This window comes from Pseudomonas sp. RW3S2, assembly GCF_014268955.1.
GTDB classification, from domain to species: domain Bacteria; phylum Pseudomonadota; class Gammaproteobacteria; order Pseudomonadales; family Pseudomonadaceae; genus Aquipseudomonas; species Aquipseudomonas wayambapalatensis.
Genome location: NZ_JABWRM010000005.1, coordinates 202,038 through 223,030 on the forward strand (window position 1 = coordinate 202,038; position 20,993 = coordinate 223,030).

A 20,993-nucleotide genomic window follows, 5' to 3' on the forward strand; every position below is an offset into this window, starting at 1 on the left:
TCACACCCCATGCGTATTCTCATTACCGGCGGTGCCGGCTTCATCGGTTCGGCGCTGATCCGCTACTTGATCGGCCATACCGACAACGAAGTTCTGAACCTCGACAAGTTGACCTACGCTGGCAACCTCGAGTCGCTGCGCGGCATCGCCGACAACAGCCGCTATGAGTTCGTCCAGGCCGATATCGTGGATCAGGAGACCGTCAGCGCTGTCCTCGAACGTTTCCAGCCTGACGCGATTATGCACCTGGCCGCCGAGTCCCATGTGGACCGCTCCATCGACGGGCCGGCAGCATTCATCCAGACCAACATCACCGGCACCTATACCTTGCTGGAGGCCACCCGCGCCTGGTGGAGCCGCCAGCCGGAAGATGCGCGCGACGCGTTCCGCTTCCACCACATTTCCACCGACGAGGTGTATGGCGACCTGCACGGTGCCGACGACCTGTTCCGCGAAACCACGCCTTATGCCCCAAGCTCGCCCTACTCGGCCAGCAAGGCGGCATCCGACCACCTGGTCCGAGCCTGGCATCGCACCTACGGCCTCCCGGTGCTGATCACCAATTGCTCGAACAACTACGGCCCGTATCATTTCCCCGAGAAACTCATCCCGCTGATGATCCTCAACGCCCTCGCCGGCAAGCCACTGCCGGTGTACGGCAACGGCCAGCAAGTGCGTGACTGGCTGTTCGTCGAGGACCATGCCCGCGCGCTGCTCAGGGTGGTGACCGCAGGCAAGGTTGGCGAGACCTACAACATCGGCGGGCACAACGAACAGAAGAACCTCGATGTGGTGCGGGCGCTCTGCAATCTGCTCGAAGAGCTCGCGCCCCAGCGCCCCGCCAACATCGCCCACTTTGCCGACCTCATCACCTTCGTCCAGGACCGCCCCGGCCACGACCTGCGATACGCCATCGACGCGAGCAAGATCGAGCGCGAGCTGGGCTGGGTGCCGGAGGAGACCTTCGAGTCCGGCCTGCGCAAGACCGTGCAGTGGTACCTCGACAACCTGGAATGGTGCCGCCACGTCCAGGATGGCAGCTACCAGGGTGAACGCCTGGGCAATTCCGACTTCAAGGACCTGATCGCATGACCAAGGGCATCGTCCTCGCCGGAGGCTCCGGTACTCGCCTGCACCCCATCACGCTTGGCGTGTCGAAACAGCTGTTGCCGATCTACGACAAACCGATGATCTACTACCCGATCTCGGTGTTGATGCTCGCTGGCATCCGCGACATCCTGCTCATTTCCACTCCCCAGGACTTGCCGCAGTACCGCCAGCTGTTCGGCGACGGCAGCCAGTTCGGCATCAACCTCAGCTACGCCGAGCAGCCCTCGCCTGATGGCCTGGCCCAGGCCTTCCTGATCGGCGAACACTTCATCGGCGACGATTCGGTGTGCCTGATCCTCGGCGACAACATCTTCCACGGCCAAGGCTTCAGCGAACAGTTGCTGCGTGCGGTCAACCGCCCCTCCGGGGCGACGGTGTTCGGCTACCTGGTCAAGGACCCGGAGCGCTTCGGCGTGGTCGAGTTCGACGCGCAGGGCAATGCCCTGTCCATCGAGGAAAAACCGGTCGCACCGCGCTCCAGCTACGCGGTGACCGGCCTGTATTTCTACGACAACGATGTGATCGAGATCGCCAAGGGTGTGCGCCCTTCGCCTCGGGGCGAACTGGAAATCACCGACATCACCAACGCCTACCTCAAGCGCGGCGACTTGAGGGTCGAACGCTTCGGTCGCGGGTTCGCCTGGCTCGATACCGGCACCCACGACAGCCTGCTGGAGGCTTCCCAGTACGTGCAGACCATCGAGCACCGCCAGGGCCTGAAAGTGGCGTGCCTGGAAGAAATCGCCTATCAGAAGGGCTGGATCTGCCGGGAAAGGCTGCTGGCCAAGGCCAACGAACTGAAGAAAACCGGCTACGGCCAATACCTGAGCAAACTGGCTGAAGAAACGCCATGAACGTCATCAATACCGCAATCCCCGAAGTCCTCATCATCGAACCCAAGGTGTTCGGTGACAGCCGTGGTTTCTTCCTCGAAAGCTTCAATGCCCGCACCTTCGCCGAACGTACCGGGGTCGATGTCGAGTTCGTTCAGGACAATCATTCGCGCTCCCAGCGGGGCGTGCTGCGCGGTCTGCACTACCAGTTGCAGAACCCGCAAGGCAAGCTGGTCCGCGTGACCCAGGGCGAGGTGCTGGACGTGGTCGTGGACATCCGCCGCGGCTCGCCAACCTTCGGGCGCTGGGTCAGCGCACGCCTGTCTGCCGAGAACCACCACCAGATGTGGGTCCCTGCTGGCTTCGCCCACGGTTTCGTGGTGCTCAGCGAGTCGGCCGACTTCCTGTACAAGACCACCGACTATTACAACCCCGCAGCCGAGCGCTGCATTCGCTGGGACGATCCGCAGTTGGCCATCGACTGGCAACTTGAGTCGGAACCGCTGCTGTCAGCCAAGGACCAGGCTGGGGTGCTGCTGCGGAACGCGGAGCTGTTCCCATGAAGATCCTCGTCTGCGGCCGCAACGGCCAGGTCGCCCAGGCCCTTCAGCAGGCGCTGGCCGGGCTTGGCGAACTGCACCTGCTCGGCCGCGACCAGCTCGACCTGGCTCAACCCGAAGGCATGCGTGAGCCTCTGCGCCAGCTCGCCCCCGACCTGATCATCAACGCCGCGGCCCACACCGCGGTGGACCAGGCCGAGAGCGAAGCGCCGCTGGCCTACGCGATCAACGCCGAAGGTCCGCGCGTGCTGGCCGAGGAAGCCGCACGCCTGGGTACGCCGCTGATCCACTACTCCACCGACTACGTGTTCGACGGCAACAAGACAACCCCCTATGTCGAGGACGACCCGGTGCATCCGCTGGGTGTCTACGGCCAGAGCAAGCTCGCAGGCGAGCAGGCGATTGCCGCAGTGGGCGCCCAGCACCTGATCCTGCGCACCAGCTGGGTGTACTCGCTGCATGGACGCAACTTCCTGCTGACCATGCAACGCCTGCTGCAGGAGCGCCCGCAGCTGAAAGTGGTCGACGACCAGATCGGCGCACCGACCTGGGCCGGGACGATCGCCGCCAGCACCCGCGCCTTGATCGAGCGCTGGCAGGCCGGCCAGGCGGGTGCGTGGGGGACCTATCATCTGACAGCCCAGGGCGAAACCTCCTGGTTCGGCTTCGCCCAGGCCATCGCCGAGCAGTTGAAGGCCCGCGGCCTGCCCTGTGCCGAACTGCTGCCGATCCCCAGCAGCGAATACCCGACCCCGGCCCGCCGCCCGCTCAACTCACGCCTGGACTGCTCACGCCTGACACGCGAATGGCAGGTCAGCCAGCCGCATTGGCAGCAGGCGCTGATCGACTGCCTGAAGTAGCGCATAATTGCGCCAGTTCATTCTGGCGCACTTGGCGATGACCTCGACCCCTATCACTTCACGACGCCCCCGCTGGCGCAGCCTGGCCCTGCTGGCCCTGTGCCTGGCCCCGCTGCTGTGGCCGCTGCATCATCTTGCCGAGCGCTACTACCAGGACCAACTGGCCTCGCAGAACCGCCAGACCCTCGACCTCTACGTCGCCAACCTGCTCGGCACCCTGCACCGCTACGAGACCCTGCCGCAGATCCTCGGCGACCTGCCGGCCCTGCGCGGCGTGCTGGCCGACCCGTTCAGGCTGGAGGCGGTGACCAACGCCAATCGCCTGCTGCGCGAGATCACCCAGCAGACCGGCGCCGAAGTGATGTACCTGATGGACGTCAGCGGCAATACCCTGGCCGCCTCCAACTGGGACAAGCGCGACAGCTTCGTCGGCCGCAACTTCGCCTTCCGCCCCTACTTCATCGAGGCGATGGAAGGGCGCCTGGGCCGCTTCTTCGGCCAGGGCACCACCTCGGCCAAGCGCGGCTACTTCTTCGCGGCAGCGGTGCGTGACGGCGAACGTGTAGTCGGCGTGCTGGTGGTCAAGGTCGACCTCGACCACACCGAAACCCTCTGGGGCCGCACCCCGGAACAATTGCTGCTGACCGACCAGTACGGCGTGGTGGTGCTCACTTCGCGCCCGGAGTGGCGTTTCCGCGCTACCCGTGTACTGAGCGAAGCAGAACGCAAGGCGATGATCGCCATCCAGCCCTACCCGACCCAGGCACCGCAGCCGCTGCGCCTGGAACCCGACGCCTGGCTGACCCAGACCCGCGATATCAAGGAGACCGGCTGGCAGGTGAGCATCCTTGCGCCGCGCATCCTGGTCGATCGCTCGGTGCAGACCGTCATGGCCATCGGCGCCGGTGCGCTGCTGGTGACCATGCTCCTGGCCGGGCTGGTGATGCAGCGCCGCCGCCACTACATGGATCGCATCGAACTGGAGGCTCGTGGCCGCCAGGAGCTGGAAAACCGCGTGGTGGCGCGCACCGCCGACCTCGAATGGCTGAACAATCGCCTGAAGAACGAAGTGCTGGAGCGCGAGCAGGCGCAGCAGGAACTGGTACGCGCCCAGGACGAGCTGGTCCAGGCCGGGAAACTGTCGGTGCTGGGCACCATGTCGGCGAGCATCAGCCACGAGCTCAACCAACCGCTGGCGGCGATCCGCAGCTACGCCGAGAACGCCGAGATCCTGCTCGACCACCAGCGCACCGAGGATGCCCGCGGCAACCTCAAGCTGATCGGCGAGCTGACCGGGCGCATGGCCTCGATCATCGCCCACCTGCGCGCCTTTGCCCGCCGCGACCGCCATGCCCCGGAAAGCGTGGCCCTGCAACCGGCGCTGGACGATGCCCTGGCCTTGCTGGCCAAGCGTCGTCGGGCCATGGCGGTGGAACTGATCCGCGATCTGCCGGATGCCACCTTATGGGTCCAGGCCGGTGAAACCCGCCTGCGCCAGGTGCTCGGCAACCTGCTGGCCAATGCCCTCGACGCACTCACGGAAAAAGCCAACCCTCGCCGCCTCTGGCTGAGTGCCGAGACGCGCGACGACTGCGTCTACCTGTACATTCGCGACAACGGCCCGGGCTTTACCCGGCAAGCGCTGGAGCACGCCAAGGAGCCCTTCTTCACCACCAAGACCCGTACCCAGGGCCTTGGCCTGGGCCTGGCGATCTGCGAAAGCCTGATGCGCGCGCTCGGTGGCGAGTTGCTGATGGGCAACCACCCGGAAGGGGGCGCCCTGCTCACCCTGCAACTGCGCATGGCAGCACCCGGTGCCAACCTGAAACCTTCGGAGGATTCCTCGGCATGACCGAGACACTGATCGACAGTCAAACCCAGGTCATCCTGGTCGATGACGATCCGCACCTGCGCCAGGCCCTGAGCCAGACCCTGGACCTGGCAGGCCTCAAGGTTGCTACCCTGGCCGACGCCCAGGGCCTGGCCGAGCGCATCGAGCCCGACTGGCCCGGCGTGGTGGTCAGCGATATCCGCATGCCGGGTATCGACGGCCTGCAACTGCTGGAGCAACTGCACACACGGGACAGCGAACTGCCTGTGCTGCTGATCACCGGCCACGGCGACGTGCCCCTGGCAGTCCAGGCGATGCGTGCCGGGGCCTATGACTTCCTGGAAAAGCCCTTCGCCAGCGACGCCCTGCTCGACAGCGTGCGCCGGGCCCTGGCGCTGCGCCGCCTGGTGCTGGACAACCGCAGCCTGCGTCTGGCCCTGAGCGATCGCCAGCAGTTGTCGACACGGCTGGTCGGCCATTCACCGTCGATGCAGCGCCTGCGCGAACAGATCGGCGCCCTGGCCGGCACCCGCGCCGACGTACTGATCCTCGGCGAGACCGGCGCCGGTAAAGAGGTGGTCGCGCGTGCCCTGCACGACCTGTCGAGCCGTCGCGACGGCCCGTTCGTGGCCATCAATGCCGGCGCCCTGGCCGAGTCGGTGGTCGAGAGCGAGCTGTTCGGCCATGAACCCGGCGCCTTCACCGGTGCGCAGAAGCGCCGTATCGGCAAGTTCGAATTCGCCAACGGCGGCACGCTGTTCCTCGACGAAATCGAGAGCATGAGCCTGGACGTGCAGGTCAAGCTGCTGCGCCTGCTGCAGGAGCGGGTGGTCGAGCGCCTGGGTGGCAACCAACTGATTCCGCTGGATATCCGCGTGATCGCCGCGACCAAGGAAGACCTGCGCCAGTCGGCCGACCAAGGGCGTTTCCGCGCCGACCTCTACTACCGCCTGAACGTCGCACCGCTGCGCATCCCGGCCCTGCGCGAACGCGGCGACGACATCCTGGTGCTGTTCCAGCACTTCGCCGATGCCGCCAGCCAACGCCACGGCCTGGCACCGCACACCTTGCAACCGGCGCAGCGGGCCATGCTGTTGCGTCACGAATGGCCAGGCAACGTACGCGAGCTGCAGAACGCGGCAGAGCGCTTCGCCCTGGGCCTGGAGCTGGCCCTGGACGGCCAGGTGCCCCCTGCCACCGACAGCGCCGAACCGGCACGTGTCGGCAACCTCAGCGAGCAGGTCGAGCAGTTCGAACGCTCGCTGATCGCCGCCGAACTGAACCAGCCGCACAGCTCCATGCGCAGCCTCGCCGAAGCCCTCGGCATCCCGCGCAAAACGTTGCACGACAAGCTGCGCAAGCACGGCCTGAGCTTCGCCGACGGCAGCAGCCATGACGATCACGAGGAGCCGCGGCCATGACCACCGACAGCCAGTACCTGCAGGCAGTCCTGCACAGCGATATACCGCTGACACGAGAAATGGGCATGCAAGTCATCGACTGGCGCGAGCAGTGCCTGCGTCTGCAATTGCCGCTGGCGCCCAACGTCAACCACAAGAGCACCATGTTCGGCGGCAGCCTCTACTGCGCCGCCGTGCTGGTCGGCTGGGGCTGGCTGCACCTGCGCTTGCGTGAGTTGGGGATCGATGACGGGCACATCGTCATCCATGAAGGGCAGATCAGTTATCCATTGCCGGTGACAGGCACGGCGGTAGCACGCTGCCCGGCGCCGGACGAAAAGGTCTGGGAGCGCTTCCTGACGATGTACCAGCGCCGCGGCCGGGCGCGCCTGACCCTGGAGACGATGGTGAGCAATGCGGGGAGTGAAGAGGCGGCAGTGAGATTCAGCGGGCAGTATGTGCTGCACCGCTGATCAGGCGAGGAGCGAGGCGGCTTCGGTAATTACTGCCCGATAGCCGCTGCAATGACTTTTTGCCGCCATGGCGCCTTGGCCGGCAGCGCCAGGAAGAACGGATTGAGCAGCGACTCCCGCGCCGGATAGCGGAACGCCTGGCCATCCAGCCCGATCACCTCGCCCCCTGCCCCTTCGACCACCCCCTGCGCCGCCGCGGTATCCCACTGCGAGGTTGGCGCCAGGCGCGGGTAGAAATCGGCAGCGCCCTCGGCCAGCAGGCAGAACTTCAGCGAGCTGCCGATATTGGCCAGTTCCAGTTCGCCGACCTCGGCACCGAGCCCAGCCAGCAGGGCTTCCTGCTCGGGGCTGGTATGACGACGGCTGGCAACGACCGTGAAACGCCCATCGGCAGGTGGCGCGTTGCGCACGTGAATCGGCTGGGCGTCACCCTGGGGCTCGACGCGCCATGCACCCAACGCCCGGCCACCGAAGTAGCAGCGGCCATTGGTCGGCATCGACACCACACCGAACACCACCTCACCGTTCTCGATCAGGGCGATGTTGACGGTGAATTCCTCGCTGCCGGCGATGAACTCCTTGGTGCCGTCCAATGGATCGACCAGCCACCAGCGCGTCCAGGCTTGGCGTGTCGCCAGCGGGATGTTGCAATCTTCCTCCGACAGCACCGGAATCTGCGGCGCCAGCGCTTGCAGGCCGTCGGCGATGACTCGGTGAGCAGCCAGGTCGGCGGCGGTCACCGGCGAGTCGTCGGCCTTGTTGGTGACTGCGACGCCAGAGCGCCAGAATGGCAGGATCGCCTCGCCCGCCAGTTGAGCGAGCTTGACCACTTCATGCATCAGTTGCAGGTCGTTCATGCGCTCAGCAGCCCCCGCTGGATCAGCAGGTCACGCGCCAGGTACAACGCCGCCAGCGCCCGGCCTTCACTGAACTGCGGGTGCATGGCCAGGGCCGAGAGCTCGCGCAGGTTGACCTTGTCGACGCGCATCGGCTCAGGCTCGTCGCCCTCCAGGCGCTCTTCGTACAGGTCGCTGGCCAGCACCACCTGGATCTTCTGGCTCATGTAGCCGGGCGACAGCGACAGCTCGGTGAGGTGCTCCAGTTGTCGTGCCCCGAAACCGGCTTCTTCCTTGAGCTCACGATCAGCGGCGGCCAGCACGTCCTCGCCCGGCTCGATCAGGCCCTTGGGCAGCGACAGTTCGTATTCATCGGTGCCGCCGCAGTATTCCTCGACCAGCACCGCATGCTCGGCGTCGAGCATCGCCACGATCATCACCGCACCATAACCGTTGCCCCGACCGACCAGGCGCTCGTAGGTGCGCTCGTTGCCATTGGAGAAGCGCAACTGCACCGCCTCGACCCGGAACAGGCGGCTGCTGGCGACGATCTCGCGACTGAGGACGGTGGGTTTCTGGCGCATGGGTGCGGCTCCTTGGCGTGAACGGGTTACTATACCGTGGCTTGCCGACCGATCGAGAAATTCCAATGCCTGTTCTGCCCTGGTCCACCATCGATACCGTCCTGCTGGACATGGACGGCACCCTGCTCGACCTGCACTACGACAATCGCTTCTGGCTCGAACACCTGCCTCAGCGCTACGCCGAGCTGCATGGCGTGAGCCGCGCGATGGCCGAGCTGGAACTGCGGCCGCTGTTCGAGCTTCATGCCGGCACCCTGAACTGGTATTGCCTGGACTTCTGGAGCCGCGAACTGCGCCTGCCGATCCGCGAACTCAAGCGCGAGATCGCCGACCTGATCGCTCTGCGCCCGGACGCCGACACCTTCCTTGCCGCCATCGGCAAGGCCGGCAAGCGTGTGGTGATGATCACCAACGCCCACCGCGACTCACTGTCGCTGAAACTCGAAAAAGTGCAGCTTGCGCCGTATTTCGAACGGCTGATCAGCTCGCACGACTATGGCTACCCGAAAGAGAGCCCGCAGTTCTGGGATGCCCTGCGCGCCGATATCGGCTTCGAGCCCGCGCGCAGCCTGTTCATCGACGACACCCTGGCGATCCTGCGCAGTGCCCAGCGGTTCGGGGTGGGGCATCTGCTGGCAGTGCGGCAGCCCGATAGCCGGGCGGATGTGCGCGATACGCAGGAGTTCGCGGCGGTCGAGGATTACCGGGAATTGTTGCTGGGACTTTGAGGGCCTCATCGCGGGACAAGTCGGAGCGCCGAATCGCCGCTCCCACAAATATCACCCGGGTTTCAGGCGGGGGAGATATCCCTGTGAGAGCGGCGGTTCGGCGCTCCGACTTGTCCCGCGATGAGCGCAACACCGATCCTCAGTCTGGAATGCGCAGTACCTGCCCCGGATAGATCTTGTCCGGGTGTGACAGCAGCGGCTTGTTGGCCTCGAAGATCTTCTGGTATTGGCTGGCATCGCCATACTCAGCCTTGGCGATCGCACTCAAGGTGTCGCCCTTCTTCACCGTGACGAATCGAGCCGCCTGCGCCACCGGCCCGGTGACGGTGATCTGGTCATCCACCGAAGCCACCCCTGCGATGTTGCCTGCCGCCAGGATGATCTTCTCCTTCTCCTCCTGACTCGCCACCTCGCCCTTGAGGATGACCTTGTCACCCTCTACGGTGGCCGAAATATTCGGATTGCCCAGGCCCACGCTCTCCACGTGCTTCTTCAACTGCTCCTCGGCATTGGCATTGCCGGGGGTCAGCAGATCGATCAACTTCTCGCCGGCTTCCTTCACGAAACTGAACAGGCTCATGACGCGCTCCTTGTTGATGATTCCTCGGAACCTGAGAGTCTAGGCCAGGAATCCCCGGCCCGCTCCACTGCGACCAATCGACGCGGTCTATCACGGCATCGACCCTAGCGATTAGACGCGGCGCGCCCACAAGCCTAGGCTTGTGCTAGTAAAAAGCCGCCGGTGATCCGCCCCGATGAACAGCAAGCCTCCGGTCTGCGCGGCATCAGCACCTCTGTCACTGCCTGCCGCCAGCAACACCTACGATTACGTACAGCTCTGCGACCATGCGAGCGACAGCACGCCCCTGGCCGAAGAAGTCGCCCTGGCGATCGTCTACAACGGCCTGAACCAGGCGGTGATGCTGGTCAGCCCGACTGACCTGGAAGACTTCGCCGTCGGTTTCAGCGTCGGCAGTGGCATCGTTTCCAGCACCGAAGAGATCTATGACGTAAAGCTCTCCGGCAGCGGCTCGGCGCTGTATGCCGACCTGGAGATTTCCAGCCGCGCGTTCTGGAACCTCAAGGACCAGCGGCGTCAGATGGCCGGCACCAGTGGCTGCGGCCTGTGTGGTGTAGAGGCTCTGGAACAGGCATTGCCCGAGCTCGCGGCACTGCCCGGCGCGCCCCTGCCGCCGGTGGAGTGGCTCAAGGACCTGCGCCAGCGCATCGACGCCTTCCAGCCCCTGGGCCAGCACTGCGGCGCTGTGCATGCGGCGCTGTTCATGGACCGCAACGGCGAACTGCTGCTGGGCCGCGAAGACATCGGCCGGCACAACGCCCTCGACAAACTGATCGGCGCCCTGCTGCGCCAACGCATCGACACCTCCGGCGGCCTGGCCATCGTCACCAGCCGCTGCAGCCTGGAGCTGATCCAGAAAGTCCTGCGTGCCGGCATCCAGACCCTGGTCAGCCTGTCGGCACCGACCGGCCTTGCCCTGCAATGGGCACGCAAGCACAACCTCAACCTCATCCATCTGCCCAAACACAGCGCACCGCGGGTATTCAGCCCAGCGGCGGAGTCGTAAAAGCCGTGACCTCCTTCGAGAAACTTCCAGACAACGCCCCCGCTTCCACCCCACGCTACAAGCCCTATCACGGCCCAGCCGGCGGCTGGGGCGCGCTGCGCAGCGTGGCCAAGGCCTGGGTCGGCAGCGACAACGCGCTGAAGAACCTGCGTGCACTCCTCAAGACCAACCAGAACGGCGGTTTCGACTGCCCTGGCTGCGCCTGGGGCGACTCGCCCGAGAGCGGCATGGTCAAGTTCTGCGAGAACGGCGCCAAGGCCGTCAACTGGGAGGCCACCAAGCGTCGTGTCGACGCCGCCTTCTTCGCCCGCTACAGCGTCAGTGCGCTGCTCGAGCAGAGCGACTACTGGCTCGAGTACCAGGGCCGCCTGACGGAGCCGATGGTCTATGATCCGGCCAGCGACCGTTACCAGCCGATTGCCTGGGATGCAGCCTTCGAGCTGATCGCCAGCCACCTCAAGGCGCTGGAGTCGCCAGACCAGGCCGAGTTCTACACATCAGGCCGGGCCAGCAACGAGGCGGCCTATCTGTACCAACTGTTCGTACGCGCCTTTGGCACCAACAATTTCCCCGACTGCTCGAACATGTGCCACGAGGCCAGCGGCGTGGCCCTGGGGCAGAGCGTCGGCGTCGGCAAGGGCACCGTCACCTACGACGATTTCGAACATGCCGACGCGATCTTCGTCCTGGGCCAGAACCCCGGCACCAACCACCCGCGCATGCTCGACCCCCTGCGCGATGCAGTGAAGCGTGGCGCCCAGGTGGTCTGCGTCAACCCGCTGAAAGAGCGCGGCCTGGAGCGCTTCCAGCACCCGCAACATCCACTGGAGATGCTGCTCAACAGCGACCGGCCGACCAACACCGCGTTCTTCCGCCCGGCGCTGGGTGGCGACATGGCGCTGCTGCGCGGCATGGCCAAGTTCCTCCTGCAGTGGGAGCGCGAGGCTCAGGCCAAGGGCGAGCCGGCGATCTTCGATCATGTGTTCATCGCCGAGCACGGCCAGGGCGTGAACGAATACCTGGCAGTGGTCGATGCCACACCGTGGGAGCAGATCGTCGAGCAGTCCGGCCTGACCCTCGACGATATCGAGCTGTCGGCGCGCATGTACTGCAAAGGCAAACGCGTGATCATGTGCTGGGCGATGGGTATCACCCAGCACCGCCACTCGGTGCCGACCATCCAGGAAATCGTCAACCTGATGCTGCTGCGCGGCAACATCGGTGTACCTGGCGCCGGCCTGTGCCCCGTTCGCGGCCACAGCAACGTGCAGGGCGACCGCACCATGGGCATCAACGAACGCCCGCCGGTAGCCCTGCTCGATGCCATCGAGAAGCGCTTCGGCTTCCCGGTGCCACGCCACAACGGCCACAACACGGTCGAGGCGATCCACGCCATGCTCGAAGGTCGGGCCAAGGTGTTCATCGGGCTGGGCGGCAACTTCGCCCAGGCTACCCCGGATACCGAGCGCACCGCCCAGGCCCTGCGCAACTGTGCGCTGACCGTGCACATCAGCACCAAGCTCAACCGCAGCCACCTGATCCATGGCCAGCAGGCATTGATCCTGCCGTGCCTGGGCCGCACCGATATCGACCTGCAGGCCGAAGGCCCGCAGGCGGTCACGGTGGAGGACTCGTTCAGCATGGTCCACGCCTCCAACGGCCAGTTGCGCGCACTGTCCAAGCAGATGCGCTCGGAGCCTGCGGTGGTCGCCGGCATCGCCGCCGCCACCCTGGGCAACCATCCTGTGGACTGGAACTGGGTGGTGGCCGACTACGACCGGATTCGCGACCTGATCGCCGATACCATCCCCGGTTTTACCGACTTCAACCAGCGCCTGAACCTGCCGGGTGGTTTCTACCTGGGCAACAGCGCCGGCAGCCGCCAGTGGAAGACCGCGAGCGGCCGTGCCAACTTCAAGCCCAACCTGCTGCCCGACACCTTGCTCGACGAGCGCGTGCGCGCCAGCGGCCAGGTGCCTGACCTGATCATGCAGTCGATGCGTTCGCACGATCAGTACAACACCACCATCTACGGCCTGGACGACCGCTACCGCGGCGTGCGGGGCCAGCGCGAGGTGCTGTTCGCCAACGAGGCCGACATCATTCGCCTGGGCTTCCAGCCAGGGCAGAAGGTCGACATCGTGTCGTTGTGGGGCGATGAGCACGTGCGCCGGGTGGAGGGTTTCACCCTGCTGGCCTTCGACATTCCGGCGGGGCAGGCAGCCGCCTACTACCCAGAGGTGAACCCGCTGGTACCGCTGGAGAGCATCGGCGACGGCAGCCACACGCCAACCTCGAAGTTCATCGCCATCAAGCTGGAAGCCGCGCGCGGGGACGGTCGTATCATCTGATGCCACCACCGCTCCCATGCGGGAGCGGGTTCGTCCCACGACGGGACAACCCATACAAGAAAACCCGGCTAATCAACCGGGTTTTTTTGTACTTCCGATAACCTCAGGCCTGCACATTTATCACTGACGTAATGGTCAGCATAAGTTCGCTGCGCGTTTCAACTGATAAAGTTGCCAGTTGTGCAGCAACCAGCAAGGACACAGAGTCAAGGCTCCAAAAAACATCGACGCCAGTCGAGAGGGGATATCTGTGAGCACTGTGATCGACGAGTTCAATGATCTGCCGCTAGGCCAGGTATACGTCAAAGGCGATGTCATCGAACGCCCAAGATTTGGCTACAAGCTGAAAGTCATCAACGAACTGAAATGGACGGTAAAGCAAGAGAACGGCAAAAAGTTTCTGGAGGGCGAAGGGACCGACCGCGATCATCAACCGGGAGACACGCTGATAACGCTTGATGGGACGGCAAGCCGCATCAAGGTTGTCAAAGAAGGCACATTCGAACAGTTTGTAGTGAAGAATGCCAATGGCCAGGTAGTGGGCACAACCGCAGAAGTCAGTCAGCCAGGCATCAAGAGTGTCACGCTCATCCGCTCCATCGACCATAACAGCGCGCACACCAAATTGAAGTCTTTCGAATACGACCCAGAGTGACAGGGCATGGCGTTGCGGACTTGAGCCCGCTACCCTGTTCACTTCCTGTGGGAGCAGGCTCGTTTTGCGATAAAGCCATCACCCAACAAAAAGCCCCGAGCAAACGACCGGGGCTTTTTTTCATCTCAAGTAATCTGAGACCAGCAAAAACAGAGAAAGTTTCACAGCAAAATCAGCAAGTTAGGAAATTGTGTACAACTCGTGCTACTCGTCGGATTTCCATTGCCAGCCGCTTCGCTGAGCCTCAAATTCCGCCTCGTCATCCCTCTGAGGCTCTCTTGATGAAGAAGTACTCCTCGATTCTGTTGTTGTCTTTTGGTCTGCTCAGCGGCGCTGCCATGGCAGGCGGCACCACCGAGGCCGGCATTGGCGGCGCATTGGGTGGGGTACTGGGCTCGGTGGTCGGCCAGTCCATCGGCGGCAACACCGGCTCGGCCATCGGCGCAGGTCTGGGTGGCGCGGCGGGCAGTGCCGTCGGTGCCGACAAGCGCCAGCGCGGTGAAGCCGCCATTGGCGGTGCACTGGGCGCGGCGGGCGGCAATGTCGTCGGCCGTCAGGTCGGCGGCAGCACCGGTAGCCTGATCGGCGCAGCCGCAGGTGGCGGTGCCGGTGGCGCACTGGGTAACTACATGGGCAACAAGGCCGACGAAGACGATCGCCACGACCGCGATCGCGATCGGCGCTACCGCCGCGACGACCGTCGCCATTGGGACCACGGCCATCACTACGGCCATCGCAAGCACAAGCGCCACTGGCGTGACTGATCGGCGTCCACTCACCTACGCCTGATACCTAAGGCCCCGCCCTCACCCGGCGGGGCCTTTGTATTCCGACAGGTCGAGGGCGTAAGGGACACCCCGATATGGAGGCAGGTAGCCACTAGCTATCATTTCCCACCGCCATCACAACAGGGGACGCAGGGAATGCGCACGAGCCTCGTCGATCCAACACGCCAGCCCGAATCCGGGGAGGCAGAAGGATGACGGACGATACGCGCCCGCCACACCTCGACCACGCCTGCTTCCTGCGCATCCGCCGACGGGTTTCCCAGGCCACCGGCCTGCAACTGGCAGACGATCGCCAGAGCATGGTTGCCCATCGCCTGCACGCCCGCTTGCGCTTCCACCGGCTGGCAAGCTTCGAGGCTTACCTCGACCTGATCGATGCACACCCCGGCGAACAGACGCACCTGCTGCACCTGCTCATTGCCCGGGACACCTACTTCTTTCGCGAGCATCGCCACTTCGAACAGTTGCAACGCTGGCTCCCCAGGCTCGCTCACCCGGTACGCCTGTGGAGTGCTGCCTGTGCCAGCGGCGAAGAGGCCTGGAGCCTGGCCATGGTCGCGCAACAGAGCACATCCGCCGGCTGGCAGGTGCTGGCCAGCGACTACGACAGCGCCCTGCTGCGACAGGCTGAGGCCGGTGTCTACGACATCGCCCAGGCCCGCTACTTTCCCCACGGCTGGCTGGACTGCCATTGCCTGTGTGGCGCCGACGAAGCAGCCGGTCGTCTACGTATCGCACCGAGCCTGCGCGACCGGGTACGCTTCGAGAAGATCAACCTGATCGAGCCGCTGCCGACCGATCTGGGCGAGTTCGATGTAATCCTGCTGCGTAACCTGCTCGCGGGTTTCGACGCGCGGTGCAAGGCCGATGTCCTGCTGCGCCTGATGCCACACCTGCGTCCGGGCGGGCTGTTGATGATCGGCCACAGCGAGAGCATTCACGGCCTGGACCTGCCCCTGCGGCCACTACTGCCGTCGGTGTTCGAACGCCTATGATGAATAGCACTGCCGCATCGAACGGCAGACAAGGACTGGTCGCGCCCCCGCGCGGCAGTGCGCTTGTGGATCGAGCAGGCCTGCCGCCCCCCTTCCCTTGCGAAACAGGCCTTGACCCATGCCCTGCCGAATCCTGCTTGCCGACGACTCGCCACTTTTCCGCGCCGGCCTGCGCGCCCTGCTCGAACAGAAGAAGGAATACACCGTGGTCGGAGACACCAGCGACGGCATGAGCGCCGTGAGTCTGGCGGAAAAGCTGCGGCCCGAGATCGTCGTGCTCGACATGAACAGCGATGCACTGGATTGTCAGCAGGTGCTGCAGGAACTGTTTATCCGGGTTCCGGCCACACGCGTGCTGATGCTCTCGACACGCTCGGAACTGGAGCATGTGATGAGCTGCCTGCAACTCGGCGCCCAGGGCTTCCTGCTCAAGAGCGCCACCGTGGCAGAGTTCGAGCAGGCGTTGCAGACTTTGCGCAGCGGCGGTCAGTACCTGTCGTCGACGGTGCTGCCGATGGTCATCGGGCAGGCCCTCAAGCACAGTCGCAAGCGCACGCCCAGCCCCGCACAAGCGCCGCTGACCACCCGTCAGCTGGAAATCCTGCGCCTGATCGCCCGCGGCGAGAGCACCCGCTCCATCGCCGAGGGGCTGGGGCTGAGCATCAAGACCATCGAGGCCCATCGCTCGCAGATCATGCACCGCCTGCAGATCCACGATGTCCCGGGGTTGGTGCTGTTTGCCGTGCGCGAGGGGATCATTCGCCTCAACGATTGAGCGACAGCCCCGCCAGGATCAGTTGCAGGGTTTCCGGCAACACCGCCGGGTGCCCCGTGGCGCGTTCGATGAATACGTGCACCACAGTGCCCGCCGCACAGGGCTCGGCCTCGCCCGGCCGGTACAACGCCAGGCAAAACTCCACCGTGCTGCCAGACAGCCGCGTCACCCCCAGGCCGACCTCCAGCACATCGGGAAATCCAGGCAGGGCATAGAAGTCCGCGGCAGAGCTGACCACGAAACCCACCAGATCACCGTCGCGCAGGTCCAGTTCAGCCTGTTCGACGAGAAACGCCTGGATGGCCGTCTCGAAGAAGGCATGCACCGTGGAACCGGCAAGGTAGCCGTTGTGGTCGTTGTCCTGCGGGCGGGTGAGGATGGGGTGGAAATGAGAAAAGGCACTGCGCTTGATGGTCTCGGGCATGGGGTATCCAAGGCGGGTGGCAGGAAAGGAAAGCTTCCCACATCTGATCTGGAAAACCATAGACGCAAACACAGCCCTTGATCGCCAGACATGAAAAAGCCGCCCCGAAGGGCGGCTTTTTCAGTGCGGCCAGTACAGCTTACAGCTGTGGGCCAGCGGCCTTGATGGCGTCGGAAACTTCGAACTTCTTGAAGTTTTCGATGAACAGCTTTGCCAGGCCTTTGGCGGCCTCGTCGTAAGCGGCCTTGTCAGCCCAGGTGGCGCGCGGGTTGAGCAGCTCGGTGTCGACGCCTGGAACGGACTTCGGTACGTCCAGGTTGATGATGTCCAGGTGTTCGGTTTCAGCACCGACCAGAGCACCGCTCTGGATCGCGGCGATCACACCACGGGTGGTCGGGATGCTGAAGCGCTTGCCGACACCGTAGCCACCGCCGGTCCAGCCGGTGTTGACCAGGTAAACCTTGGAGTTGAAGCCATTGATGCGCTTGATCAGCAGCTCGGCGTACTCGCCTGCAGGACGGGCGAAGAACGGCGCGCCGAAGCAGGTGGAGAAGGTCGACTTGATGCCGCCGCCCGAACCCATTTCGGTGGAACCGACCAGCGCGGTGTAGCCCGACAGGAAGTGGTAGGCCGCCTGCTCGTTGTTCAGGATCGACACCGGAGGCAGAACGCCAGTCAGGTCGCAGGTCAGGAAGATGACCGCGTTCGGCTCGCCACCCAGGTTGGCTTCGGCGCGCTTGGCGACGTGCTCCAGCGGGTAGGCGGCACGGCTGTTCTGGGTCAGGCTGACATCGGTGTAGTCGGCTTTGCCGGTTTCGTCGATAACGACGTTTTCCAGCACCGCACCATGCTTGATGGCTTTCCAGATGACCGGCTCGTTCTTCTCGGACAGGTCGATGCACTTGGCGTAGCAACCACCTTCCATGTTGAAGACGACACCTTCGCCCCAACCGTGCTCGTCGTCACCGATCAGGTAACGGCTTTCGTCGGCGGAGAGGGTGGTCTTGCCGGTGCCGGACAGGCCGAAGAACAGGGTCACGTCGCCTTCTTCACCGATGTTGGCCGCGCAGTGCATCGGCAGCACGTCGACTTCCGGCAGCAGGAAGTTCTGCACCGAGAACATGGCCTTCTTCATTTCGCCGGCGTAGCGCATGCCTGCGATCAGCACTTTCTTCTGGGCGAAGTTGAGGATGACGCAACCATCGGAGTTGGTGCCATCACGCTCTGGAACGCACTCGAAGTTGGCGACGTTGAGGATCTGCCACTGATCGCGGCCGGCCGGGTTGAACTGGCCTTTTTCCGGATTGATGAACAGGCAACGGCCGAACAGGTTCTGCCAGGCGGTCTGGGTGGTCATCTTCACCGGCAGGTAGTGCTCGGCTGCAGCACCAACGTGTACGTAGGAGACGAAGTGTTCCTGGGCGTTGTTGAACGCCTCGACGCGGTCCCACAGGGCATCGAACTTGTCGGCTGGGAACTTGCGGTTGATCGGGCCCCAGGCGATGGCGGCAGAGGTGCTCGGCTCATCGACGATGAAACGGTCAGCGGGCGAACGGCCAGTACGGTGACCGGTTTTCACGACCAGTGCGCCAGTATCGGCCAGCACGCCTTCACCGCGTTGCAGCGCATGTTTTACCAGCTCGTCGACGGTCAGGTCGGTGTACACGGTGTTGTTGGCTTGCGTCATGAGATACCCCATCCGGCCCGAGGCCGAGTGCTCCAAACGTTTTGTAGTGGCCTGTTTCAAACTACTACAGCGAAAAAAGTGGCCGGATTATGCCAGAAACGCCCAAAAAAAGTAGGCCCCTCCTGTCGTAACTGCGCTTTTACGCAATTAGACAGGAGAATCTCCTGTAGTGAAGCGTTTCAGTGGCGAGTTTCTGACGCTTCGTCCGTGCCACCACCCGCAAACAATTGCGCTACATCGGTGGCATCGAAGAAATACCGCTCGTTGCAGAACTGGCAATCGATCTCGACCTTGCCACCACATTCCTCGACCAGCGCCTTGGCATCCGCCTCGCCGAGACTGACCAAAGCGTTGCCGGAACGCTCACGCGAGCAGCTGCAGTGGAAGCGCAGCGGCTCGATGTCGAAGAGGCGTACGGCGTCCTCGTGATAGAGGCGGTGCAGCAGGGTTTCGTTGCCTTCGGCCCACTCTTCGGGCTTCAGCGTGCTGGCCATGGCCACTACGTGTTGCCAGCTGTCTTCGCGCTCTTCTTCATCACGCTGGCGGTCGACAGGCAACTGCTGCAGCAGCAGGCCACGGGCCTTGCCCGACGAGGTGTCGAGCCAGAAGCGCGTGTTGAGCTGCTGGGATTGCACGAAGTAGTTGGTGAAGCATTCGGACAGGTTGGCGCCATCGAGGTCGACGGTGCCCTGGTAGCGCTGGCCCTTGACCGGGTCGATGGTCAGCGTGAGGTGGCCACCAGGCATCAGGTCCGCCAGGGTGGCGTCAGCGGCGATCTGATCGGCCTCGTAACGTGCCATGCCGCGGATGTCGCGCTGGCTCGAGCACTCCACCATCAGCAGCGGGATCGGCCCTTGCGAGCGCGCCTGCAGAATCAGCAGGCCATCGAACTTGAGTGCGCCGACCAGTAGCGAGGTGGCAGCCATCAGCTCACCCAGCAGAGCGGCAACCGGCTGCGGATAAGGGTGACGGGCAAGCACTTCGCGGTAGCTCTTGTCGAGCTCGACCCATTCGCCGCGCACATCGCGCTCTTCGAACAGGAAGCGTTGGGTGAAATCGGTATCCGGTAAATCGCTCATGGTTTTGGCTATCTGAAAATTCTGAAAAGGGTGACAAAATGATTACAGGAGCTTACAAAGGCCCGTCGTAAAGCGCGTCCGACGCGCAGAATTTCAGCTGGCAATCGAGGTATTTTATGGATAATCGACCACTGTTCCAGGAAAAGTGGTCCTGGGGACCTCTGGCAGCCTGCACGTTACTGCCCGTCGCTCTACTGTGTTTCTGGTTGTGGCCGTTTGGCCAGATCCTGTTCCTGACTTTCGACGAGTGGCTATTCCGTGCACTCAACGGCCCGCTGGCAGACAACACCACCTGGCGCTACATCTGGACCTTGGGCAGCCTGCGCCCCTTCGACATCGTCGTCGGCCTGATCCTGCTCCTGCTGCTGATCAAAGGCGACTGGGTGTTCAAGGCCGTACAGGTCCGACAGGCATTCTTCGGCTTTTTCGTCAGTCTGCTCCTCTTAGTGGTGGTTCGCGCGCTGTTTTCCAAGTGGGTGGATGCATCTGGATGGCAACATGACAGCCCGTCGATCGTATTCGACGACGCCGTGCGCCTGAGCCACTACTACCCGAACCTCGAAGCCCACTGGGAGCTCAAGGACCGTTCCAGCAAGAGTTTCCCGGGCGATCACGCCTCGGTACTGCTGCTCTGGGCCCTGTTCATGAGCCTGTTCAGTCGCCGACTGGTACAGAGCCTGGTGATCTGGGGGCTGGCCGTGTTGTTCATGCTGCCGCGTCTGGTTGCTGGTGCGCACTGGGGACAGGATGACTACATCGGCGGTCTGGGGATGGCATTACTGGCCCTGGGCTGGACCGTGCATACCCCGCTGGCGGCCAAGGCCAGCGCGGCACTGGTGCGCTGGACCTCACCGCTGTTCAGGGTACTCGGCAAGTTGCCGCTGATCGGGCGCATGAGTGTGATGCGCACGGCCTCTTAAGCGCAACTGAAGGCGCAGGTCTACTCGAAACTGCCATGCAACTGGTGGATCTGCCGCCGTTGCTTCTTGTTTGGCCGGCCGTCGGTGGTCACCCCCATCGCCCCGGCCTTGCGCAGTTCGGCGGCCTGTTCGCGGCGCTTCACGCTGTCGGCGGTTTCCTCGTAGAGAGTCTGCGCCTCGGGCGCCCCGCGACGCACCACCGACAGCGCCTTGACCACCACGGTCTTCTCGTCGAAACCGGTGCGCAGCACGAACTCATCGCCTACCCGCGGCTCCTTGCCCGGTTTGCAGCGCTCACCACGGCAATGCACCTTGCCACTCTCGATCGCCGCCTTGGCCAACGCACGCGTCTTGTAGAAGCGCGCCGCCCAAAGCCACTTGTCCAGGCGGACCTTATCGTCGTCTTCTGGTTTCTGCGCCATCCCTCTACCTCGAATTCTGTCTTTAACGGAACTGTACTACCGTAACTGTCGGATGCAAAAAGTCCGCGCCATGCTTACAGTTCACCACCTCATTCG

22 protein-coding genes are annotated in these 20,993 nt (G+C 63.9%); 15 read left to right on the forward strand and 7 right to left on the reverse strand.

The window, feature by feature from the left end:
- The first annotated feature begins 9 nt into the window (after positions 1-9).
- The 7 genes from rfbB to HU748_RS09550 are packed head-to-tail and all read left to right on the forward strand — an operon-like array spanning position 10 to position 7,067.
- A complete protein-coding gene (rfbB, locus tag HU748_RS09520) occupies positions 10-1,092 on the forward strand; it encodes a dTDP-glucose 4,6-dehydratase (RefSeq protein WP_186720190.1) in 1,083 nt (360 codons plus the stop codon).
- A complete protein-coding gene (gene rfbA, locus HU748_RS09525) occupies positions 1,089-1,964 on the forward strand; it encodes a glucose-1-phosphate thymidylyltransferase RfbA (protein ID WP_186720191.1) in 876 nt (291 codons plus the stop codon). The genes rfbB and rfbA overlap by 4 nt, the downstream gene beginning before the upstream one ends.
- The gene (gene rfbC, locus HU748_RS09530) at positions 1,961-2,506 is read left to right on the forward strand and encodes a dTDP-4-dehydrorhamnose 3,5-epimerase (protein ID WP_186720192.1); all 546 of its coding nucleotides are present in this window, start codon (positions 1,961-1,963) and stop codon (positions 2,504-2,506) included. Before rfbA ends, rfbC begins: the two co-directional genes overlap by 4 nt.
- Positions 2,503-3,363 carry a dTDP-4-dehydrorhamnose reductase gene (rfbD, locus tag HU748_RS09535; RefSeq protein WP_186720193.1) on the forward strand — a complete coding sequence of 287 codons (861 nt, stop codon included), beginning with the start codon at positions 2,503-2,505 and terminating at the stop codon, positions 3,361-3,363. Before rfbC ends, rfbD begins: the two co-directional genes overlap by 4 nt.
- A gap of 37 nt (positions 3,364-3,400) precedes the next feature.
- The gene (locus HU748_RS09540) at positions 3,401-5,215 is read left to right on the forward strand and encodes an ATP-binding protein (protein WP_186720194.1); all 1,815 of its coding nucleotides are present in this window, start codon (positions 3,401-3,403) and stop codon (positions 5,213-5,215) included.
- Positions 5,212-6,615: a sigma-54 dependent transcriptional regulator gene (locus tag HU748_RS09545; RefSeq protein ID WP_186710214.1), complete on the forward strand. Its 1,404-nt coding sequence runs from the start codon at positions 5,212-5,214 to the stop codon at positions 6,613-6,615. Before HU748_RS09540 ends, HU748_RS09545 begins: the two co-directional genes overlap by 4 nt.
- On the forward strand, positions 6,612-7,067 hold the full coding sequence (locus tag HU748_RS09550; protein WP_186667438.1) for a YiiD C-terminal domain-containing protein: 456 nt from the start codon (positions 6,612-6,614) through the stop codon (positions 7,065-7,067). Before HU748_RS09545 ends, HU748_RS09550 begins: the two co-directional genes overlap by 4 nt.
- A 29-nt stretch (positions 7,068-7,096) precedes the next feature.
- On the opposite strand, the gene cysQ is transcribed toward HU748_RS09550, so the two are convergent.
- Together cysQ and nudE are read right to left on the reverse strand one after the other, a co-directional pair.
- On the reverse strand, positions 7,097-7,924 hold the full coding sequence (gene cysQ, locus HU748_RS09555) for a 3'(2'),5'-bisphosphate nucleotidase CysQ (RefSeq protein ID WP_186710212.1): 828 nt from the start codon (positions 7,922-7,924) through the stop codon (positions 7,097-7,099).
- On the reverse strand, positions 7,921-8,487 hold the full coding sequence (gene nudE, locus HU748_RS09560; protein ID WP_054891688.1) for an ADP compounds hydrolase NudE: 567 nt from the start codon (positions 8,485-8,487) through the stop codon (positions 7,921-7,923). Before nudE ends, cysQ begins: the two co-directional genes overlap by 4 nt.
- A 65-nt stretch (positions 8,488-8,552) precedes the next feature.
- Between nudE and yrfG the strand changes: the two genes are divergently transcribed.
- The gene (gene yrfG, locus HU748_RS09565; RefSeq protein WP_186667436.1) at positions 8,553-9,215 is read left to right on the forward strand and encodes a GMP/IMP nucleotidase; all 663 of its coding nucleotides are present in this window, start codon (positions 8,553-8,555) and stop codon (positions 9,213-9,215) included.
- A 139-nt stretch (positions 9,216-9,354) separates the two neighbouring features.
- Here yrfG and lysM read toward each other — a convergent pair whose 3' ends face one another.
- Positions 9,355-9,795: a peptidoglycan-binding protein LysM gene (lysM, locus tag HU748_RS09570; RefSeq protein ID WP_186667435.1), complete on the reverse strand. Its 441-nt coding sequence runs from the start codon at positions 9,793-9,795 to the stop codon at positions 9,355-9,357.
- A gap of 175 nt (positions 9,796-9,970) precedes the next feature.
- Between lysM and fdhD the strand changes: the two genes are divergently transcribed.
- The 6 genes from fdhD to HU748_RS09600 all read left to right on the forward strand — a co-directional run bounded on the left by fdhD (position 9,971) and on the right by HU748_RS09600 (position 16,365).
- Positions 9,971-10,801, forward strand: a complete 831-nt coding sequence (gene fdhD, locus HU748_RS09575; protein WP_186667434.1) for a formate dehydrogenase accessory sulfurtransferase FdhD — start codon at positions 9,971-9,973, stop codon at positions 10,799-10,801.
- Between the two features lie 5 nt (positions 10,802-10,806).
- On the forward strand, positions 10,807-13,152 hold the full coding sequence (locus tag HU748_RS09580) for an FdhF/YdeP family oxidoreductase (protein ID WP_186720199.1): 2,346 nt from the start codon (positions 10,807-10,809) through the stop codon (positions 13,150-13,152).
- A 250-nt stretch (positions 13,153-13,402) separates the two neighbouring features.
- Positions 13,403-13,807 (forward strand): hypothetical protein, encoded by a 405-nt coding sequence (locus HU748_RS09585; RefSeq protein WP_186667432.1) that lies wholly within the window; start codon positions 13,403-13,405, stop codon positions 13,805-13,807.
- 281 nt (positions 13,808-14,088) lie between these two features.
- Entirely contained in the window at positions 14,089-14,571 is a 483-nt protein-coding gene (locus tag HU748_RS09590; protein ID WP_186667431.1) for a YMGG-like glycine zipper-containing protein, read from the forward strand.
- A 215-nt stretch (positions 14,572-14,786) separates the two neighbouring features.
- On the forward strand, positions 14,787-15,590 hold the full coding sequence (locus HU748_RS09595) for a protein-glutamate O-methyltransferase CheR (RefSeq protein WP_186667430.1): 804 nt from the start codon (positions 14,787-14,789) through the stop codon (positions 15,588-15,590).
- A gap of 118 nt (positions 15,591-15,708) precedes the next feature.
- On the forward strand, positions 15,709-16,365 hold the full coding sequence (locus HU748_RS09600; RefSeq protein WP_186710718.1) for a response regulator transcription factor: 657 nt from the start codon (positions 15,709-15,711) through the stop codon (positions 16,363-16,365).
- On the opposite strand, the gene HU748_RS09605 is transcribed toward HU748_RS09600, so the two are convergent.
- From HU748_RS09605 to hslO, 3 genes are all read right to left on the reverse strand, one after another.
- Positions 16,355-16,789, reverse strand: a complete 435-nt coding sequence (locus HU748_RS09605; protein WP_186710720.1) for an acyl-CoA thioesterase — start codon at positions 16,787-16,789, stop codon at positions 16,355-16,357. The two genes, HU748_RS09600 and HU748_RS09605, sit on opposite strands and share 11 nt — an antisense overlap.
- Before the next feature lie 139 nt (positions 16,790-16,928).
- Positions 16,929-18,476 carry a phosphoenolpyruvate carboxykinase gene (locus HU748_RS09610; protein WP_186667427.1) on the reverse strand — a complete coding sequence of 516 codons (1,548 nt, stop codon included), beginning with the start codon at positions 18,474-18,476 and terminating at the stop codon, positions 16,929-16,931.
- Positions 18,477-18,655: 179 nt separating this feature from the next.
- Positions 18,656-19,555 carry an Hsp33 family molecular chaperone HslO gene (gene hslO, locus HU748_RS09615; protein WP_186720202.1) on the reverse strand — a complete coding sequence of 300 codons (900 nt, stop codon included), beginning with the start codon at positions 19,553-19,555 and terminating at the stop codon, positions 18,656-18,658.
- A 116-nt stretch (positions 19,556-19,671) separates the two neighbouring features.
- Here hslO and HU748_RS09620 point away from each other — a divergent pair, with 116 nt between their 5' ends.
- Positions 19,672-20,475 (forward strand): phosphatase PAP2 family protein, encoded by an 804-nt coding sequence (locus HU748_RS09620; protein WP_186710724.1) that lies wholly within the window; start codon positions 19,672-19,674, stop codon positions 20,473-20,475.
- A 20-nt stretch (positions 20,476-20,495) separates the two neighbouring features.
- On the opposite strand, the gene HU748_RS09625 is transcribed toward HU748_RS09620, so the two are convergent.
- Positions 20,496-20,897 (reverse strand): S4 domain-containing protein, encoded by a 402-nt coding sequence (locus HU748_RS09625; RefSeq protein WP_186667424.1) that lies wholly within the window; start codon positions 20,895-20,897, stop codon positions 20,496-20,498.
- Between the last annotated feature and the right edge of the window lie 96 nt (positions 20,898-20,993).

Bases quoted from the DNA above. Each gene is read 5' to 3' on its own strand.
- HU748_RS09610 (WP_186667427.1), bottom strand. From the start codon at position 18,476: ATGACGCAAGCCAACAACACCGTGTACACCGACCTGACCGTCGACGAG.
- HU748_RS09605 (WP_186710720.1), bottom strand. From the start codon at position 16,789: ATGCCCGAGACCATCAAGCGCAGTGCCTTTTCTCATTTCCACCCCATC.
- nudE (WP_054891688.1), bottom strand. From the start codon at position 8,487: ATGCGCCAGAAACCCACCGTCCTCAGTCGCGAGATCGTCGCCAGCAGC.
- HU748_RS09540 (WP_186720194.1), top strand. From the start codon at position 3,401: ATGACCTCGACCCCTATCACTTCACGACGCCCCCGCTGGCGCAGCCTG.
- hslO (WP_186720202.1), bottom strand. From the start codon at position 19,555: ATGAGCGATTTACCGGATACCGATTTCACCCAACGCTTCCTGTTCGAA.
- rfbC (WP_186720192.1), top strand. From the start codon at position 1,961: ATGAACGTCATCAATACCGCAATCCCCGAAGTCCTCATCATCGAACCC.
- HU748_RS09550 (WP_186667438.1), top strand. From the start codon at position 6,612: ATGACCACCGACAGCCAGTACCTGCAGGCAGTCCTGCACAGCGATATA.
- HU748_RS09590 (WP_186667431.1), top strand. From the start codon at position 14,089: ATGAAGAAGTACTCCTCGATTCTGTTGTTGTCTTTTGGTCTGCTCAGC.
- rfbD (WP_186720193.1), top strand. From the start codon at position 2,503: ATGAAGATCCTCGTCTGCGGCCGCAACGGCCAGGTCGCCCAGGCCCTT.
- rfbA (WP_186720191.1), top strand. From the start codon at position 1,089: ATGACCAAGGGCATCGTCCTCGCCGGAGGCTCCGGTACTCGCCTGCAC.
- cysQ (WP_186710212.1), bottom strand. From the start codon at position 7,924: ATGAACGACCTGCAACTGATGCATGAAGTGGTCAAGCTCGCTCAACTG.
- HU748_RS09620 (WP_186710724.1), top strand. From the start codon at position 19,672: ATGGATAATCGACCACTGTTCCAGGAAAAGTGGTCCTGGGGACCTCTG.
- HU748_RS09545 (WP_186710214.1), top strand. From the start codon at position 5,212: ATGACCGAGACACTGATCGACAGTCAAACCCAGGTCATCCTGGTCGAT.
- HU748_RS09625 (WP_186667424.1), bottom strand. From the start codon at position 20,897: ATGGCGCAGAAACCAGAAGACGACGATAAGGTCCGCCTGGACAAGTGG.
- yrfG (WP_186667436.1), top strand. From the start codon at position 8,553: ATGCCTGTTCTGCCCTGGTCCACCATCGATACCGTCCTGCTGGACATG.
- lysM (WP_186667435.1), bottom strand. From the start codon at position 9,795: ATGAGCCTGTTCAGTTTCGTGAAGGAAGCCGGCGAGAAGTTGATCGAT.
- HU748_RS09595 (WP_186667430.1), top strand. From the start codon at position 14,787: ATGACGGACGATACGCGCCCGCCACACCTCGACCACGCCTGCTTCCTG.
- rfbB (WP_186720190.1), top strand. From the start codon at position 10: ATGCGTATTCTCATTACCGGCGGTGCCGGCTTCATCGGTTCGGCGCTG.
- HU748_RS09600 (WP_186710718.1), top strand. From the start codon at position 15,709: ATGCCCTGCCGAATCCTGCTTGCCGACGACTCGCCACTTTTCCGCGCC.
- fdhD (WP_186667434.1), top strand. From the start codon at position 9,971: ATGAACAGCAAGCCTCCGGTCTGCGCGGCATCAGCACCTCTGTCACTG.